The sequence below is a fragment of the Variimorphobacter sp. HTMS_6 genome, from assembly GCF_059717775.1.
Map to the genome: position 1 here is coordinate 3,663,745 of NZ_AP046094.1, position 18,443 is coordinate 3,682,187.

Below are 18,443 nucleotides of genomic sequence, written 5' to 3' on the forward strand. Positions count from 1 at the left end.
AACACGTAAGAGGTGACAATATGCAGTTATATGGCTTTAACAAGCTCACGCTTCTGGATTACCCTGGCCATCTTGCCGCTATTTTATTCACAGGTGGCTGCAATATGAGATGCCCATTTTGTCAAAATGCATCTTTAGTCACAAACCCCACAGCACAATCTCCAATACAGGAAGAGGAGGTATTTGACCTTCTTAAAAAAAGAAAAAACATTCTGGAGGGAGTATGCATCAGCGGGGGCGAACCTACGTTAAATCCTGATCTCCCAGACTTTATTAGTAAAATCAAGTCACTTGGATATAAGGTAAAGCTGGATACGAACGGTTATCATCCTACGATGTTAAAGGAGTTAATCAGTCATAATTTAATTGATTACATCGCCATGGATATTAAAAACTCAAAAGAAAAATACCCTCTTACCAGTGGAATACGCCATATAGACATGAATAAAATTGAAGAGAGCGTAGCTTATCTCTTATCTTCACCAGTGGATTATGAATTTAGAACAACCCTTGTAAAGGAGCTTCATAACGAGGATGATGTCCTCTCTATCGGTCAATGGATTAAGGGTGCGAAAGCCTATTATCTTCAATCCTATAAAGATTCGGGAGATATCCTTTCTCCGGGTTATCATTCACATTCGAAAGAGACGTTAACTCATTTTACATCACTGTTAACTCTATATATAAAACAAGTTGCGTTACGCGGAATTGATTAATAAAACAAGGAGCTTCCCATGACGATATCCCATGAAACCGACCGTCTTATTCTTAAGACACTAAAAAAGGATGATGCTGCTATGGTTCTATCCTTCTATGAGGATAACAAGTCCCATTTTGAACCATGGGAGCCTCTTCGCAATCCTAATTTCTATACCTTACCCTATCAAAGAACCTCCCTTACAATAGAGCATAATCTCATGTCAGAGGGAAAACATATCCGCTACTGGATCTTTCTAAAGGATAACCCACATGAGATTATTGGTAGCTTATGCTTTCAAAATCTTCTTAAGGAACCTTATCGTAGCTGCTGCCTGGGCTATAAGCTCAGTCACAGATATCTTCACCAGGGCTATGCATCGGAGGCTCTCACCAAAGGAATCGATCTCTTATTTCATGAACACCATATTCACCGAATCGAAGCATTCGTTATGCCGGAGAACAAACCCTCCCGTCACCTGTTACGGCACCTCGGTTTTCAAAACGAAGGGATCTCCTACTCCTATGCACGTGTTCAGGGTGTTTGGGTTGACCACTGCAGGTATGCATTAATTAACCCAAATGACTAGGCGATATCTATAATATTTAAGTGATTAACAAAGGGTAGGTTATTATAAAAGATTCAGGAAGTCACTTTATTCCGTCTCTGATGAAACGTTGCAATTCACTAAAGGTTTTTTCATATCGTATAGCAGGGCTAAAAAATGCAAACTCCTCGCTTCGCTCGTCAAACATGTTATTTTTTAGCCCTATACAATATTCAAATCCCTTAAGTGAATATCGCAACTTTTTCATATGAGCTGAATAAATGTAACTTCCTGAATCTTTTTCTGTACACACCGTTGGTTAAGCAATTATTTAATATTATGGAGATAATAAACTATACAACTTATATTTAATTAAAGTTAACCGGCAAGAACCAGTAGCCGAAATCACCTTGCTTTAATTCACGCTTTTTCATGGACTTGAAGTTTTCAAAACCAAACATTTTTGCCATAAACTGCTCCCGGTTATGAAAAATTCCCGGTACGCCGAGTATATAACGGCTTCCATACCGATTTTTCATCTTAGCAAAGATCAGATGATGATAGCAGTAATATCCATGCATCAGGAAACTGTTATTGCTATATGGCCATACTTCCTTCGGAAGTAAATTGATATCCTTTGGTTCTATTTTTACACACAATAGCACCTCGTTATCCTCAAACGGATATATTCTTGGATAATTACTAAAGATTTGTTGAGCCGTAAGCGGATCAGGAAGATTATCTTCTTGCTCATAAGTCTCCTCATTGTTCTCATCCTCTTCACAAGACAGTCCATTTTCTTCTCCACTGCTATTTACAGCGGATTCATCCATTGTATTCCCATCAAACACATACCCATCACTATATAGATTCTGTGTTTGATTCACTGCTGATTCATACACTTCATCCATTTCGTAATTATGATCCGTTATGTTATAGTTCTCTTCCTTGTTTTCATCTATAACCACTCCTTTTGGTGATTTATGTTCCTCAGTTGATATATCGATGGCCCGTTTCATCTCATCGGATAAATCCTTTTGCTCTTCTTGTAACTGAGCCGGCGAAACCATCGCCGCTGCATAGGATTCCTGTAGCCGCTCTATCATCTTTATGCCTCCTGGCAGTTTATACTTTGGAATTCTCAGCTCATCTTCTAAGGTAAGCTTACTAGTAAAAATCTGTGGTTCAGGTGCTAAGTTTATGGGAATCTGAACATTAACAGAATCAACTATAGGTATATCCTGTTGTTGATTCTCTGTCTGTATCCCCTGCTGCTCATTCTTATACTCAACGTTTGGTATTTGGGCCGGTTGGTAATAAGAAGGGGCCGACTCAACAGGAGTGATCGGTTCTAATACTACTTCAGGAGCCTTTATTACTTCCGGAGTCTTTATTACCTCTGGTGGTTTTATAGCTTCCGATTTCTTTTTTGATGTTGGCTCCTTCGAAGCAATGGTTCTCTCCTTCTTGGGCCTGAGTGCCGCCAAAACCTCCTCCGCAACAACTGGTTTATCGTCCCACTCTGTTGCAAAGAAAATATTATCATGCAAGAATAATAAGATACCTCCCATATCGGACAGCCGAAAGCCTGTACCCATAATATCGTTTTCTTCCGCTGTTAACTTACTATCCATAACCTGATTCTTTAATACGGCATCGCCCAGGTAGATTAACTCCAAATTGCCCTTACTTCTCTGTATTAAATAGGTGGGAAATATGCTGTCCAATTGACCGAGGAGCTGCATGTGAATTGTAAATTTACATAGTCCACCCTTTGCCTCCACCTTTGCAAAACCAACATTTTTTCGTTTTACTCCGTTCTCATATTGATACATATAAGATACCATTCGTTTATAATCTGCCAAATATATCACTCCCTCGCTTTCCAAGCTATACTACGTGTTTATATTCTATTCAATATATTCGTATTCCCTTCTCATTATTACAAAGGAGCGTATGGATTCATCGTTTTACAACGACGCTAATATATGTTAGAATCTGGTAATAAATATGGATGGGGGTTCTTACATGGTAATAAAAAGAGTAAAAAAATTAATCATCATATTTGGCATAATTCTTCTTTCCTTTTCAGTCATTATACTATTACTGTATTTATTTCTATATCCGTACCGAGGAAGTGTAAAATCGTGGGCTCCTAAGAATGTTACGCTTGATCAACGCTTTACGAAAAAAGAGGCTATCGAAGATTTAACGTACATGTTGAAGCGATATCATTCTGTAGATTATTTGTTTAAAGACGGTAATCCTACAGCATTCCAGTTACAGTATGATAAAGAGTGTCAATCCCTTCCCAAACATCCAAACACTTTGCAGATATGGCAAGCTGCCTCCAGAATTACGAATACATTAAAAAATGGTCATGACTCCGTATATGCAAACCTTGCTGAAGATAAATATTATAACGTATTTTATAAGATTAATAACGGTACCCTATTCCTATGTGACAAGGATAAACAATATGTAGTTAAGGATATTAACGGTACCCCTGCTGATAAAATCATCTCCAATGCCTCCAATCTACTCTCCTATGAAAACAATTATTATTTTAACTATAGAACCACCTCTTATCTTCAGTCAAAGTCCGGTGTTGCTTATCTGACAGGTAAGAATAAATCTGATTACGAAGTAACCTATCAAAAGGATAATCAGGTCATTAAGAAAGCAATTGAAATCTATCAGGCTACAAGTTCAGGAAGGGAAACCTCCGATTTTATTCACTATACAATAGATCCTGAATTTAATGTTGGAATCCTAACCCTGGATCAATGTAATTATAATGATCACTATAAAACGGTTTTAAAGGAATTCTTTACCGAAGTTAAAGACAAAAATATAAAGAATGTTGCCGTTGATTTAAGACAAAATGGTGGTGGAAACTCTATGGTAGCTTATGAATTTATAAAATACCTTAATGTTAAAAAAACAAGTGATTATACCTCCTACTATCGCTTAAAAATACTAAACGGTAAAAGCCCGAACGATTCCGTAAAAGGAAACATGAAGAAGGATCTCGTGTTTCATGGGTCAGTTTATGTATTAACCTCCACGAAAACCTTTAGCAGTGCGATGCAATTCTCTGTTCTGTTACAGGATAATAAATTAGCGAAAGTAATCGGTGAACCATGTGGGAACAAACCTTCCCAATACGGTGAAACAGTAACCTTTGCCATGCCACATTCTAAGTTATTCTTTAATTGTTCAATCAGCTATTTTGTAAGACCGGATAAAAAACGAAAGGATCAGGCATACCAAATACCTGATTATGAGATAGGTGCAGATCAAGCAGTAGAAAAGCTATATGATATTATTGGAGAAGGAAATTAACCGCAAAGTATAATTAAGCTTAAATCAGGTAATACAAAAAGGTGCTAACAATCAGATAGAATGCAATACACAAATAGCAATACACAACTGACAATAAACAGGATGAAATTAACAAGATTTAATAAACAAGATGCACTCACCAGATACTACTAACCTAGCGTAATAAAGGTTGCAACATTTAGAAGTCCCTTCCCTATGAGCATAAACATTTAGCTCCTGTGGATATTCTCTGTGCTGCAACCCTTTTATTATTCATTATGATTTATTATTGATATGAATGATTTCTTAAGAAAGTAGTGCATTTGTCAGCTCTGCGAACTGCCCTAAGGTCAATGCCTCTCCCCTAATATTTTCGGTTACTCCCATTTTTACTAAAGCCTGCTGGATCTCTTCCTTTGTAAAACTTAGGCCCGCTGCATTATTTAAACCGTTCACTAATGTTTTACGTCTCTGATTAAAGGATGCACGAATAATCTTAAAGAGTACCGCTTCATCCTTAACCTGTATTGGTGAATCAGTATGCAGTGCAAGATTAATCACGGCAGAGCCTACATTTGGGCGTGGCATAAAACAGTTTGGAGGAACATTTGCTGCAATGTAAGGTTTTGCATAATATTGTACTGCAAGGGACAATGCACCATAATCCTTACTTCCAGGCCCAGACTGCATTCGGTCCGCCACTTCCTTCTGAACCATAACAGTTATATTAATAAGTGGCAGGTGTCTCTCAAACAGATCCATGATAATCGGTGTTGTAATATAGTAAGGCAAATTCGCTACCACCTTTATCGGTTTTCCCCCATTACGTCCCTCCACCAGTGCGTTCAAATCAAGCTTTAGGATATCGTTATTTAGTACTGTGACATTATCATAGCTTGATAGGGTGTCCTCAAGGATCGGGATCAACATCTTATCTATCTCAACCGCCACTACTTCTCTTGCATGCTCACAAAGATACTGTGTCAGTGTCCCAATGCCAGGCCCAATCTCTAGAACAAAATCATCCTTCGTAATATCTGCTGCAAGGACTATCTTATCCAAAACATGTGTATCAATTAAAAAGTTCTGCCCGAACTTCTTTTGAAAATTAAAACGATATTTATTTAGTATCTCAATTGTGTTTTGGGGATTTCCCAAGTTAGCCATATATAGTCTCCATTCTTTTTATACACAAGTACAATATCCTTTTACATACTTATGTCTTTCTCCACTTTTCGGGTGTGATTATCCACTGAGGTCCTCGGTTTTCAGAGTTTTATCCACATTTTTATTCTTTTATACACAATCTTTCGGGAAAATCATCCTTACTCTTACCATTACTCTGAAATATGATAAAACTTCTTGGCATTTTCATTGGTAATTCGAACAACCGTATCATAATCCACCTGTTTGATTCTTGCTATCTCCTGCACAACATGGGTAAGATTTAGTGAGCTGTTTCTCTTTCCTCGAAACGGAACCGGGGAGAGATATGGGCAATCTGTCTCGAGTACCAACTGATCAAGTGGTGCAAACTCTACAACCTCTTTTAGCTTCTTCCCATTTGTAAATGTGATTACACCACCAATTCCAAGGTAGAAGCCCATATTAAGATATTGTCTCGCCTGTTCAACCCCATAGCCAAAACAATGGATAATTGCTCCTATGGTATCTGCTTTTGAAGCCTTCATCATCTCATACGAATCATTTGCTGCATCCCTGCTGTGAATCACCATAGGAAGCTTCAATTCGCGGGCCAGCTCCATCTGACGCTCGAACCATATTTTCTGAATCGCACGATCCGGGGTATCCCAATAATAATCCAATCCAATTTCACCAATTGCGACATTCTTAGGATGTTTTGCCTTCTCCTTCAACCATTCAAATCGCTCCTCATTCAGTTCTCCCGTTTCACTTGGGTGAATACCGACTGTGCAGTATACATATGGATAACCCTCCGCCAAACCAATTATCTGGTCAATTGACTGGATCGAAGAGCCCGCATTAACAACATATTCAATTCCATTTTTAGGAAGGCTCTTCAATAGCTCCTCCCTGTCTATATCAAATGCTTCATCATCATAATGTGCGTGTGTATCAAAAATCATATTCATTCCTCTTACTCTATCGTATATTGGTAACATCTTTGAACGACATAAATGCCTTCAAAATATATGGTATCCATTATACACTAGCTTAAACTTCATTTCAACACAGGAAAATTTGTGGATGGTGGCATAAAAATCGAAAAGATTGGCAACGATCTTCTCTTATTATTAAGTTGTTTTATAACGTCCCTTATATCGGGTCTTAGCTAATTCGGTATATTTTTTTACGAATTCCCCTTTCCCATCCGTATAGGCATCCCGATTATGTTCAAAAAGATTCTTTAGTTGCTTTTTTAGAACAACATACCGCTCGCTAATCTGAGGGTTTTCTATCAGATAATCTCTAAAATATAGTTCTCCCCAATCCTGCGAATAGCGTAAATGCAGATGATAAACTCTCTCTTCAAAACCGTGATTTGTATATCCTTTGCAATAGGACTGAGTAAAATATGGATCTTCTGAGGAGTTCATAAGAGTCCAGCCCATCGAGGTCAACTGTTTATTTATATCGCCCACATTAATGCAAGTCCTAACCTCCATCAGTATATCAATAATCGGTTTCGATATGATGCCGGGCACCGCAGTACTGCCTATATGATTCATTCTAATAATGCTTCCATCATTAAAACATTTCATTAATTTAACCTTCTCTTCTTCAAACCACACCGGGTACTCTTGATTGTATTCCTTAAGTATGATAGGGAAAAGCTCCCATAACTCTTCTAACGACATCTCTGATAATTCTTTTCCCATGGGATTTCCCTCCAATGCTATAGATTGTTTTATTCTTTGTACTTTATTTTAAAAGTTTTGGTAGTATTTTTAATCTCTTCTTCAGGGATTGCATTAATACCGCTACTTGTCTTCCTGCTAAGCTACATGTATAATATCATTATATTGGAATTTATTGTATGTGTAAAGACACTTGGATTTTACTTGCTGATATGAATTCTTATAGTTAATTATTTATCACGGGACATTTTGTAAATGGATTATTGGAATGCCTGTTTAAGTAATTACTTAATTAAAAAGAAGAGGTGAATATTATGTGTAAGTCAGATTGTGCAGTGGCATGTTTTAACAATGGGTACAATTGTTCTCAGGCCGTATTCTCTACATATTGCGAACAATTAGGTTTAGATGAAACGCATGCTTTAAGAATTGCCGGAAGCTTCGGTGGCGGTATGGGGCATATCGGAGAAACCTGCGGAGCTGTAACTGGAGCTATTATGCTTATAGGTTTAAAGCACGGCAAGGTTCAAAAAGATGATAATGAAGCCAGAGAAATAACATATAACTTAGTTCAGGAGTATACAAAACGTTTCAAATCAATTAATGGATCCGTAAAGTGTACTGATCTGCTTGGCCACGATATAAGTACGCCTGATGGGCTAATCGCTGCCAGAGAAGCAAACTTATGGAACACTGTTTGTTCTAAACTTGTAAAAGATTCAGCCTTAATTATAGAAGAATTACTTGAACTGAAATAATTGTGCCTGAGGGAACTATAACATGAAAACAAAAGATACATCCCAACCCTAATATGTTAAGATGTATCTTTTATTTAAAAGTAGAATCATTATACATACCATAGACAACAAAATTTCCAATAATATACTTACAACAACAAAAAATAGTAACATCGTAAGTGATAGAAACCAAGAAACATCTCCATCTAATTTACCTGGCTTCTACATCTTGGTTATTGATTTGGATTTTAGTACTACAAAAGGCTCATAGGATAAGTAATAAAGTATGATCCTATTATAACAGCTAAAACATTCACACCTAATAAAATTAATAAACATTTTAAATGCCAAACCTTGAAATATATCATAGGTATTAAAAGTATCAAGCTCATTATATTAATAATAAACGTAAGTGGTACTAACATCACATAAATAAAATAGCCTTCCATCATAAAATAGTCTGGGTAAAACCTTGCAGTTAATGCAAATATCCAATAAAAAACGGCAAATAATACTACTATGTAATGAACCTTAAACTTTGTAAGCAAATGTTGCATATTCATCTCAATCTCCTTTCTATATCGTATTATTTTCAACTCATCTTTTCTTTGTTTCATTTGCTTTTCTACCTTCGCATAATTTTCATTTTCTTTTTCGTATTATGTCCTGATGTTGATACTCTTTCCTTTTCATCTATGCACATGATATCATAGTCAAGTACCAATTTCCATCATATTCCATTAGAGCGTGCACTCGCTGGTCCCACAATAGAAAAAGGAATGCACTTTTTATGCATTCCTTTTTTATAAAATAATTTTAAACTATATAATGATGATTTGATTCTTGAACTTTATATTTCATCGAAAAACTATATTTTACTCACAAAAACTGTGAGTTCTCGAATAGTTTGAGAATTTCTTAACGGATTTACTAGGTTTTAGACACACACTTCTCAAATAGTTTGAGAGGAATTCTCATAAAGTTTGAGAGTTTCCTCATAATTCTCATAATGTTTGAGAGTTTTTCACCCTTTAAACATATTTAGTTTCAATGATGATAATTTACATTCCCCTATATTATGATTAAGTATTTGTGTTGATATTATCAGCTATTCTATTTCCCCATCAACAGAAATGATACCATCCTTCATCCTGTACTTAACATCGGCAGCTTTTGCGACATCAAGATCATGGGTTACAACGATGACACAATAACCGTCCTCATGTGCGAGTTTACTAAGTAATGCCATTATATTCTCCGTATTTGCAACATCCAAATTACCGGTAGGTTCGTCAGCAAGCAGGATTTTAGCGCCTGAGGCCAAACTTCTCGCTATCGCAACACGCTGCTGTTCTCCCCCCGACAAGTTCGAAGGAAAGCGCTTCACTTTATCTTGCGTAATGCCCACGCTAAGAAGCAACTGTTCCGCTCTCGGTTTTGCATCCCTAGGATGCATCCCTCCCAGCTCCATAGGATAACAAACATTTTCAATAACTGTAAAGAGTGGTAGTAGCTGAAATGACTGGAAGATCATCGAAATCATCTGGCTACGATAACGGTCAAGATTGATTTCTTTCAGGTTAGTTTCACTAATGAAAACATCCCCTTCGCTAGGATGGTCAAGCCCAGCCAACATGGAAAGAAGGGTTGATTTCCCTGAGCCACTAGGCCCCACTATCGTATAGAGCTTTCCTGTTTCAAAACTACAACTTACCTGATTCACCACTGGTGTATCGGAGTTTCGATATCGGTACGTTACTTTTTCCAGAGTTAGATTAGACATAATTAGTTCCCCCTATTCTTTTGACTGAAGTAAATCTAATACCTTCAGGTTAGATGTAATAATTCCGCTTATTAAGCTGCCAGCACAGCATCCTACAAAGAACATAGTAGCGACAAAATATAATTCCGTTAATATTCCACTTATCGCTGATGGACCATTGTAAAGCAAAAGTCCGAGTGCTCCTAGTATAAGCCCGACGATACAATACATTACCTGTTCTAATATTAAAATTGTGCAGGTCTTTCGCCTAGTAGTACCAAGTACTCTCAAGATAGCTACCTCTTTTGAAGTATGTAATATGATCAAACCGCAAACAAGGCCTTCTATTAACACCACCACCACTAAAACTACCGGCAAAAGTTTTTCAAAAAGGGATAGTGTTTTTAATAGATTGTCGATTTTACTAGTATCCATAATAAGAGAAAGGCTATTCGATGAATTTTCATTTGCCTTTATTCCAAACATCTCTTCCACACATTTACGGAATTCATTTATTCGTAGATTATCTTTAAGCGTAAACTCTGCACGGTCAGGAGCTTCCCCTTTCTTAAATATTCGAGCTGAGTCCAGTGTGTCAGGTGAAAAAACCGTATTTACATATTTGTCTGATTGAGTTGTAAAAGTTCCAACTATCGTATAGTCCAGTCCCTGACGCAATAGCTCCTTTTGTAGTTCATCACTACTTCGTTCCAATATTTTATCATCTGTTAATACCGTATCCGTGTGTTCACTTTTATACTTTTTAATATAATCTTGCTGAAGATCCTTTAATGTTCCGGTGATCGTAACATGAACCTTATCTCCAAGCTTTAGTTTGTATGCTTTCAACATCTTATCGCTGACAACGCACACTTCACCATATTTTTTCATGCTGGATTTATTATATCCATCGGCATAAGTTATGTTTATCTTTTCACCTGTATAAGTAGCTATATTATTTGTCATAACCCAGTCGGTATTCGAATAATTAAAGTCGGCATTTTTCTTATATTCGTAATATGGATTTGTTACATATCCTGTTTCCATAAGCTGATTTATATTAGAAAATGAAAATCCATTATTAAATTTCACCTTTATCTCTGTACTTTTACATAAAGTAATATAAGACTGACGCATCGCCTCGAATTGTCCGGCTGCTCCAAATAATAAAGTAATCAGTAATATTGATAAAATCGATTTTCCAGCCGATCTACGTATATGCTTCGCTATGTAACGTAATACAAATCCGCTATGCTTATTCTTCTTGTCTTAAGGTTGACATCCGCATCATTTGCTATAGTAGTATTAAAGACATGGGTCACTATTGTATTATCGATTGGAACAATCGTAACGGAATCGTCTTTATTAACCTGTATTACCTGTTCCCTTTGCACCAGCTTTTCACTTTGCACCGGCTTTTCACTTTGTACCGGCTTTTTACTATGATCCTTTTTACTATGAACCTTTTTACTCTGATTATCCTGTAGAAGCATAAGTGGAGGGATTGTGCTTATTCTCCATATTCGATACAATGCGATGATTAGCACAAGTAATATCTCACCCAGTATACAGAATGCAGCTACATTTATTGGTATTGAAGAGTTAACCGTATGATCCTTTATTTGTGAAAAAGTGTTGCTTTTCGCAATCGTATTTGTTGTATAAATCCACGCTATGCAACTACCCGTGAGCACAGCAGTTATACTTAACAACATGAAAGGCAGGATGAGAGCCTTAACCGATTCTTTCCTGGTGGTCCCTAGTGCTCGGAGTATTGCATACTCTTTTTTCTTCCTTCCGATAAAAAGATATACGATAAGCACCGTTGACGCAATTACTGCTACAGATATTGCAATGATAGCAATCAGTGATAATTTGATTGACATTTTGTATTTGTCAACGATATCAGGCCAGCCGCCATCGTTAAATATTATCTTAAGTCCCATATTCTTTAACGTGGGAGTTCCGTTTTTAATGATTTTTAGAAAAGGGAGTATATCCCATGCATTATCCACCGTAAAACTGACTTCGCTCGGTGAAAACTTATGATTGGCTAGCTCACTCTCACCTAGTGGAAGCAGTGATTTCGGAACAAACACTGTGTTGATTGAGTAGCTCCAGTTGGGCTTATTTGATTGTTCCGTTGTACTGTCCGTATCTAAATAGATACCGACAATTTCAAGTTCTTCTGGCTTATCCGGTCGAGAATACCTTTCACGTGTCCCCGCGATTGCTCCAATTCCTTTATATTGTTCGAATAGTTCAGTTCCAAGCTTTAAGGTTATTTTATCACCCACATTCAGTTTATTAGTGGAAGCGAAATCGCTGCTCACCACACAAACCTTAGCCCCTTTATCGCTGTCTTCCTTCGTCAGTTCACGTCCATCCTTTATTGCCATATTCCCTTCTGCAAAGCGCATAATGGAGGACATATTATCCGTATAAACTACATCAAACGTATGTAGATCGGAATTCGTGAGTTCTATTATTTCATTTAGCGGCGTAAATTTCTTAGTCTCAAGATAGTTTTTAGGTTGACCTTTAACCGATTGAATCGCTTCACACCACTTATCTGTCAAAGGATCACTAATATATAACGATATGGAATCAGACAAAGGATCATAGCGCCCGACAAATACATATCGGTCGCCTAACGTAAGTTTTTTAATAAATTCAGTATCATACTTAAACCTATCATCATAGCACGCAATCATTCCATTATTTGAACCGATGCCAATCCCATTACCTCGCTCAATTTTATTGGCCCAGGCATGAATTATGATTTTTTTATCTTTAATGGAAGCTGGAATCTTTCCTGCCAGTAAATTGCCTCCTTCAAGTATTAAATCATTATAGCTAAAACCTTCAATTTTCACCCCATACTTAACTTCAGATAATGTACCTTCAATAATAAAACGTGAAGTATAGTTATAGTAATCTGTTCCCTCATTCATTCGATAATACTTATCGGAAACACCGGGTGTCATGTAGCGAGTACTTAACGAAGAAACATATGGGAGTTCTGATAATGAACTGATTTGTTCTTGTGATAATGGCTGATATAAATAACTAGAATTGCCTTTTGACAGATGAGAATACATGTATTTATCTTGTGGAAGTGCAGGATGTGATTCAGGAGCCGGTGCAATCTCTGCAGTGCCTATGCCACGGTATTCTTTCGTGACATTTTCGATTTCTTTGTTTGTAACTGAATACTCACTTACCCGAGAAAAGAGCACAAAGGTTACAGCCGCTAGCAATAAAAAGGTGAGGAACGTTTTAAATGGTGTTCGAAAAAGTGTTTTAATTAACTGTAAAGGTCTCATCACATACTCTCCATTATTATACTATAGTATTTTATTTGTTAATCGGTAATTGCCTCTGTGATACAAGTACATGTGCATATATAACTATGCATAACTACGCAAAACTTTTTATCTCATGTCACTTCTTGTATTATTCTGCTAATATTATACATTTAATATAATGTTATATCAATAGACGAGAAGGAATAATTTGTATAATCTGTATGCCTATGTTTTTCTATACTAATATTATTCATATAACATTTCTAGCAGTGCTTCCATATAGATGCAATGAGCGGTTCCTGCATGACGATGAATCTCAATAAAAGAAACAATTATTGTTAATAAAGTACAATAAATATCCTATACATTTATTGTACAAAAAAAGGAACACATGATTATGTATTCCTTTTTTTATATCGGTGTTTTAAGTTATCGAATAATTATTTGGTTTTGAAACTCTATTTTACAAACACAGTATTTATTTTATATACCAAACCTACTCAACCGTAACAGCCTTCGCTAAATGTCTCGGCTGATCTACATTGTAGCCACGGTGCACACAGGAGTAATATGCTAATAACTGTAGTACTATCGCTGCTGTAAATGGTGTGAAGTCATCCTCAATCTTAGGTAATACTACATGGTAATCATATACGGATGCTTCCACCTCAGCCTCACCATTCGTGATCATAATTACTAACGCATTTCTTGCCTTTACTTCACGAATGTTAGAAACCATCTTAGAGAATACCTTTGTCTGAGTAGCTATCGCTACAACCGGTACTCCTTCTGTGATTAAGGATAAGGTTCCATGCTTTAATTCTCCGGCTGCATATGCCTCGGAGTGGATATAGCTGATTTCCTTAAGCTTGATTGAACCCTCCCAGCATAAGGCGTAGTCAAGTCCTCTTCCGATAAAGAATAGATCCTCTTTATCAATCAAATTCTTACAGATATCCTCCATTACACCATCTAATTTTAATGTTTCTTCAATTGCTGTTGTTACATTCTTTAAGCCCTGTGTCCACTTTGCACATTCTTCCTCTGTTATAGTGTTACGAGCGATCGCAAATTTGAACGCGAACAGGTATAAACAGGAAAGCTGTGATGTGTATGCCTTGGTACTTGCAACTGCAATCTCAGGTCCCGCCTGTGTATAGAGCACATAATCACTTTCTCTGGCTATAGTGGATCCCTTCACATTTACGATAGAAAGAGTGGTTGCTCCTACTGACTTGGCAAGGCGAAGTGCTGCAAGCGTATCCGCAGTCTCACCGGATTGTGAGATTGTAATAACTAATGTATTCTGATCCATAATCGGATCTTGATAACGGAACTCGGATGCTATATCTACAATTACCGGAATACGAAGAAGCTTTTCAATCATTGCTTTCCCTACCAAACCAGCATGCATTGCAGTACCGCAAGCGGTGATAATCACACGATTTACATTCTCAAAGATGGAGTCCGGAATATTGTCACCGGTAAAATCCACAACACCGTTTTTCATAATTCTTGGTGTGATCGTGGAGCGGATGGCATCCGGTTGTTCATTTATTTCTTTCAGCATAAAGTGAGGGTAGCCGTTCTTTTGCGCTGCTGTAATATCCCAGCTTACATGAAGCATGGTAGGTTCTACAATTTCATCATCAAAGTTAGTTAAGGTAATTCCTTCCTTGGTTAATCTTGCAATATGCTTCTCCGGAAGTACAAAATAATCCTTAGAGAATCCGATCAATGCAACCATATCAGATGCAATTACGGAACCTTCCTTTGAATAACAAGCTACCAACGGGCTTGCGTTACGTAAGCAATAGATTACTTCCGGCTCATCTGCGAATAAAATACAGAATGCATATGCGCCTTCTAACTTTGCTTCTGCCGCTTTTATAGCCTCTATTGCATTTCCTTGATATAGACTGTCTAATAATAAAGCCACGATTTCCGTGTCGGTTTGAGACACAGGATATCTTCCTGTTGCTGCTAACTCTACTTCAAGCTCATGATAATTCTCTATAATTCCGTTATGAATTAATGTTACTTTTCCATGAGTATGTGGGTGCGCATTACCATCTGTCACTCCACCATGAGTTGCCCATCTTGTATGGCCGATACCGGAGGTTCCGGATATATCACTTTTTGAAGCCTTCTCCATCAATTCAGTTACCTTACCTGCCGCTTTAATGGTTCGAATATTTCCTTGATCGAACATAGCAATTCCTGCACTGTCATAACCACGATATTCCAAGGTCGCAAGTCCTTCTAATAGTATATTTTTAGCCTCGAGGTTACCTGTATAACCTATAATTCCGCACATAAATATCCTCCTTTTTGTCGCTATGAAACGACATAAATATTTTATTTTCAACGTTCTTTAATAGAAGAATTCGCAGTACAAGAAAGCTTCGTCATAATTACGAAGTCAGACTAATACCTAATTCTTTTTCCTGGTTATGCCGCTATTGTTCTACGGTTGCCCATAGATTTTCTCGACATATGACGTACCCTAGGTATACGAGAGAGCATCCGCCGAATACTTCGATAACTCTCTACCTCGTCGACCTCCAAATAACCTTGAGCATAATATGCTCCGTTCCCAATAGAGGTGCATGGCGCTAATACAAAACATTTCTGTTAGTCAGATCTTGGGTTGATCCTGTTAATAGTTACTATGATATCACATTAACATTCTATGCAGCGTTCCCCCTTCCTGCCATTCTTTCTTATCATTTTATCAAATAAGATCTGTTGACAATAAAATGTTCACGTGATGTTACTATGTTATCATTCAGGCCCATAAAAGTCAATGTAAACGGGTATGATTTCATTGGAAAAGCCACCAATCATAGTAAGAGAACTTCTCCCTCGTGGGATGAAGGTAAACTTATCATGATCGATGGCTTTTCCAGTTTAACTTATCTTTTATCTAAAATACTCTCTTTATCCTCAGTTAAATTACAACGTATCGATACTTTATTAAATCTTATATTTGCTCAGATCTTCCTGGAAATTCTTAATCATCAAATCAAATACATTAATCTGATGGGATAATTCATTAATCTGATCCATATATATTGCAACATTGGAGCTTGCTTCTTCCGTTGCTGCTGAATTCTCTTCTGCAATTGCTGCAAGGCTGTGCATATTATCAAAGATGGAGGAGATGTTATCCGCTTCCGTTTTTAGTTCCTGAGAAGTTTCAATCATTAAATCAGATACGGTCTTAAGGTTCTGATTTGCTTGACTCGATACATTAACCGCACCGGTAAGCTTAACGCCTTCCTTCTCTAAAACATTGTACTGTACATCAATATCGTTTACAACACCACCAATACTTGTTACAAATTCTGTTAAGTTATCATTTATTTCAGAAACTGCCTGGTTTGTTTCAACAGAAAGTCTTCTTACCTCTTCTGCAACTACAGCGAAGCCTTTTCCTGCATCCCCGGCTCTTGCTGCCTCAATTGAAGCATTTAGTGCCAATAGATTAATCTGCTTCGCGATTGCCGATACAATTGATACAATCTCGGTAATACCAGCTGCATTTTTCTGGAGTTCATTACTGTTTTCTTTAATCATTCTAAATTCATTCAAGACATTGTTGATTTCCATCGTAGTATTATGAACATTTGTAAAACTACTTTCCAGATTGGACATCGCAACTTCGATTTTATCCTTATTATCCTGACTTGCGTCGGATATTCTGGTAACATTCAAGATACTTTCGTTCAGTATAGATACGGAATTCTCTGTATCCTCCGCCTGAGTCGTAGCCGCTATTGCAACTTCATCAAGTACCGCAGTGATATCATTGGAGGTATCCTGCATCGTATGTGCAATCTCAGTAACAGACTGATTAAAGGTATACATCTCATCTACAATTGCATTGAATCCGATAAAGTCCTTTTGAACAGTTCGTTTAATATCATTCAAAGCATCAAAAAGTGCTTCATTCTCATCCTTCGATTGAACAACAAGATATTCCACAAAATCGCCGGAGCTAAGTCTTTTAAGCTCCTTCATTAATAACTTTTGAGGTCGATTTAACAAGGTGGTACTTGCCAATGTAACTAGCAGGGTTACTCCACCGAGTATCAATGCATCAATTTTATTGGATACAACTAATAATCCAATTAAAGTTACAATCGCTGTATTAACGATTGCTGCCTTTGCTGCTACATTTTTAAGAAATCCAAAGGAAAGCACTTTGTTTATGTGATATTTCTTTGTGAATTGAATCTCATTTTCAAAAGTCAGCTTAATCTGTACACCCTCTTGATTTTGTTCCACTAATTCCAGATCAATCTTCTCATTAAAATAAGCCGCCACGCCATTAATCAATCCGAATAAATAGTCTTGCATTCCACGATTGGAACGATAAGTAAATATTATCTCATGGGAAGAAATCGGCTTAACATCAAGTATTGGAGGTTTTGCTCCCGCAAATCTCTTCATAACAATTACATGTACATCGTTCATTGATTTTAAAAATTGATATGCTGATTCATGACGGAAAAATCCAGGGTAGTTTTTGCTGAAGGTTTTTATATTCTGCTCTCCCATAATACCCCAAATTTCTTTATGATCTTTACCTACTTGACTCCCCACATGATCAACAACTCCGGTTGCTACCTTATCGTCAACGTCCTGAAATGGTGTAAATATAACGTCATGAGACAGATTATTAGCAGCTAGTGCTTTATTAACCACTTCATTACCATATAAAATACGACAAGATTCTATCCAAGATGAAACTACAGTCCCCTTCATCCTTTACCTCCTTTGTTGATTTTTACAATATATTATCATATTATACCACATTTTAAAATTAATCAAGTCAATTAATAATAAGAACCATTACTAATTGAGGAATTATTATAATATATTGCAAATTATTTACTCGGTATGATAATAATGATAAATTGTCATTGGTTAAGGATGAATCTACTATGTTTCTTCTCAGTCTCAGTATTTACTATTTAGTATTTAGTATTTTGTCTTCCTGTTCCTTCTCTTTTTGCATTATGCTGTTGATTTTGATTCTCCGGCTTATGTGATTTGGTAATACTATTGAATTCATTCTCCTCTTTTTGTTCTCTTAATTTTTCTCTTTTATCTTGATCCATAGATTGCCACCTCTTTCACTTTCTAATTGTTCTGATATTTATATATCATCCATCATTATTATTTGAAATTGATTTAAAAATATGTACTCGTTACAACTCTAT

At 36.8% G+C, this 18,443-nt stretch carries 15 protein-coding genes; 4 read left to right on the top strand and 11 right to left on the bottom strand.

The annotated features are described in order from the left end of the window. The first annotated feature begins 20 nt into the window (after nt 1-20). The gene (locus AC6IWN_RS16530; protein ID WP_497988869.1) at nt 21-716 is read left to right on the top strand and encodes an anaerobic ribonucleoside-triphosphate reductase activating protein; all 696 of its coding nucleotides are present in this window, start codon (nt 21-23) and stop codon (nt 714-716) included. Between the two features lie 18 nt (nt 717-734). After that, on the top strand, nt 735-1,286 hold the full coding sequence (locus AC6IWN_RS16535; protein ID WP_497988871.1) for a GNAT family N-acetyltransferase: 552 nt from the start codon (nt 735-737) through the stop codon (nt 1,284-1,286). A 326-nt stretch (nt 1,287-1,612) separates the two neighbouring features. Here AC6IWN_RS16535 and AC6IWN_RS16540 read toward each other — a convergent pair whose 3' ends face one another. Continuing rightward, complete coding sequence (locus AC6IWN_RS16540) at nt 1,613-3,109, bottom strand: DUF6128 domain-containing protein (protein WP_497988873.1); 1,497 nt, start codon at nt 3,107-3,109, stop codon at nt 1,613-1,615. Between the two features lie 163 nt (nt 3,110-3,272). Here AC6IWN_RS16540 and AC6IWN_RS16545 point away from each other — a divergent pair, with 163 nt between their 5' ends. Next, the gene (locus tag AC6IWN_RS16545) at nt 3,273-4,589 is read left to right on the top strand and encodes a S41 family peptidase (protein WP_497988875.1); all 1,317 of its coding nucleotides are present in this window, start codon (nt 3,273-3,275) and stop codon (nt 4,587-4,589) included. A gap of 285 nt (nt 4,590-4,874) precedes the next feature. On the opposite strand, the gene rsmA is transcribed toward AC6IWN_RS16545, so the two are convergent. From rsmA to AC6IWN_RS16560, 3 genes are all read right to left on the bottom strand, one after another. Further along, on the bottom strand, nt 4,875-5,735 hold the full coding sequence (rsmA, locus tag AC6IWN_RS16550; RefSeq protein ID WP_497988877.1) for a 16S rRNA (adenine(1518)-N(6)/adenine(1519)-N(6))-dimethyltransferase RsmA: 861 nt from the start codon (nt 5,733-5,735) through the stop codon (nt 4,875-4,877). 170 nt (nt 5,736-5,905) lie between these two features. Beyond that, nucleotides 5,906-6,676: a TatD family hydrolase gene (locus tag AC6IWN_RS16555; RefSeq protein WP_497988879.1), complete on the bottom strand. Its 771-nt coding sequence runs from the start codon at nt 6,674-6,676 to the stop codon at nt 5,906-5,908. A 168-nt stretch (nt 6,677-6,844) separates the two neighbouring features. Beyond that, on the bottom strand, nt 6,845-7,429 hold the full coding sequence (locus AC6IWN_RS16560) for a GrpB family protein (protein WP_497988880.1): 585 nt from the start codon (nt 7,427-7,429) through the stop codon (nt 6,845-6,847). A gap of 293 nt (nt 7,430-7,722) precedes the next feature. On the opposite strand from AC6IWN_RS16560, the gene AC6IWN_RS16565 reads away from it, so the two are divergent. Continuing rightward, nucleotides 7,723-8,166 (top strand): C-GCAxxG-C-C family protein, encoded by a 444-nt coding sequence (locus AC6IWN_RS16565; protein ID WP_497988882.1) that lies wholly within the window; start codon nt 7,723-7,725, stop codon nt 8,164-8,166. Nucleotides 8,167-8,399: 233 nt separating this feature from the next. Here AC6IWN_RS16565 and AC6IWN_RS16570 read toward each other — a convergent pair whose 3' ends face one another. The 7 genes from AC6IWN_RS16570 to AC6IWN_RS16600 all read right to left on the bottom strand — a co-directional run bounded on the left by AC6IWN_RS16570 (nt 8,400) and on the right by AC6IWN_RS16600 (nt 18,341). After that, entirely contained in the window at nt 8,400-8,762 is a 363-nt protein-coding gene (locus AC6IWN_RS16570) for a hypothetical protein (RefSeq protein ID WP_497988884.1), read from the bottom strand. 491 nt (nt 8,763-9,253) lie between these two features. Next, on the bottom strand, nt 9,254-9,928 hold the full coding sequence (locus AC6IWN_RS16575; RefSeq protein WP_497988886.1) for an ABC transporter ATP-binding protein: 675 nt from the start codon (nt 9,926-9,928) through the stop codon (nt 9,254-9,256). A gap of 12 nt (nt 9,929-9,940) precedes the next feature. Further along, nucleotides 9,941-10,999 (bottom strand): FtsX-like permease family protein, encoded by a 1,059-nt coding sequence (locus AC6IWN_RS16580; RefSeq protein ID WP_497988888.1) that lies wholly within the window; start codon nt 10,997-10,999, stop codon nt 9,941-9,943. Nucleotides 11,000-11,133: 134 nt separating this feature from the next. Then, the gene (locus AC6IWN_RS16585; protein WP_497988890.1) at nt 11,134-13,233 is read right to left on the bottom strand and encodes an ABC transporter permease; all 2,100 of its coding nucleotides are present in this window, start codon (nt 13,231-13,233) and stop codon (nt 11,134-11,136) included. Nucleotides 13,234-13,711: 478 nt separating this feature from the next. After that, nucleotides 13,712-15,532, bottom strand: a complete 1,821-nt coding sequence (gene glmS / locus AC6IWN_RS16590) for a glutamine--fructose-6-phosphate transaminase (isomerizing) (RefSeq protein ID WP_497988891.1) — start codon at nt 15,530-15,532, stop codon at nt 13,712-13,714. A gap of 659 nt (nt 15,533-16,191) precedes the next feature. Beyond that, nucleotides 16,192-17,985, bottom strand: coding sequence for a heme NO-binding domain-containing protein (locus AC6IWN_RS16595; RefSeq protein ID WP_497988893.1), 1,794 nt, complete (start codon nt 17,983-17,985; stop codon nt 16,192-16,194). A 209-nt stretch (nt 17,986-18,194) separates the two neighbouring features. Beyond that, entirely contained in the window at nt 18,195-18,341 is a 147-nt protein-coding gene (locus tag AC6IWN_RS16600) for a hypothetical protein (protein WP_497988895.1), read from the bottom strand. Nucleotides 18,342-18,443: the final 102 nt, after the last annotated feature.

What these genes read in the sequence shown, in the direction of transcription:
- AC6IWN_RS16530 (WP_497988869.1), top strand. Translation starts at nt 21, where the DNA reads ATGCAGTTATATGGCTTTAACAAGCTCACGCTTCTGGATTACCCTGGC.
- AC6IWN_RS16535 (WP_497988871.1), top strand. Translation starts at nt 735, where the DNA reads ATGACGATATCCCATGAAACCGACCGTCTTATTCTTAAGACACTAAAA.
- AC6IWN_RS16545 (WP_497988875.1), top strand. Translation starts at nt 3,273, where the DNA reads ATGGTAATAAAAAGAGTAAAAAAATTAATCATCATATTTGGCATAATT.
- rsmA (WP_497988877.1), bottom strand. Translation starts at nt 5,735, where the DNA reads ATGGCTAACTTGGGAAATCCCCAAAACACAATTGAGATACTAAATAAA.
- AC6IWN_RS16555 (WP_497988879.1), bottom strand. Translation starts at nt 6,676, where the DNA reads ATGATTTTTGATACACACGCACATTATGATGATGAAGCATTTGATATA.
- AC6IWN_RS16560 (WP_497988880.1), bottom strand. Translation starts at nt 7,429, where the DNA reads ATGGGAAAAGAATTATCAGAGATGTCGTTAGAAGAGTTATGGGAGCTT.
- AC6IWN_RS16565 (WP_497988882.1), top strand. Translation starts at nt 7,723, where the DNA reads ATGTGTAAGTCAGATTGTGCAGTGGCATGTTTTAACAATGGGTACAAT.
- AC6IWN_RS16570 (WP_497988884.1), bottom strand. Translation starts at nt 8,762, where the DNA reads ATGAAACAAAGAAAAGATGAGTTGAAAATAATACGATATAGAAAGGAG.
- AC6IWN_RS16575 (WP_497988886.1), bottom strand. Translation starts at nt 9,928, where the DNA reads ATGTCTAATCTAACTCTGGAAAAAGTAACGTACCGATATCGAAACTCC.
- AC6IWN_RS16585 (WP_497988890.1), bottom strand. Translation starts at nt 13,233, where the DNA reads ATGAGACCTTTACAGTTAATTAAAACACTTTTTCGAACACCATTTAAA.
- glmS (WP_497988891.1), bottom strand. Translation starts at nt 15,532, where the DNA reads ATGTGCGGAATTATAGGTTATACAGGTAACCTCGAGGCTAAAAATATA.
- AC6IWN_RS16595 (WP_497988893.1), bottom strand. Translation starts at nt 17,985, where the DNA reads ATGAAGGGGACTGTAGTTTCATCTTGGATAGAATCTTGTCGTATTTTA.
- AC6IWN_RS16600 (WP_497988895.1), bottom strand. Translation starts at nt 18,341, where the DNA reads ATGGATCAAGATAAAAGAGAAAAATTAAGAGAACAAAAAGAGGAGAAT.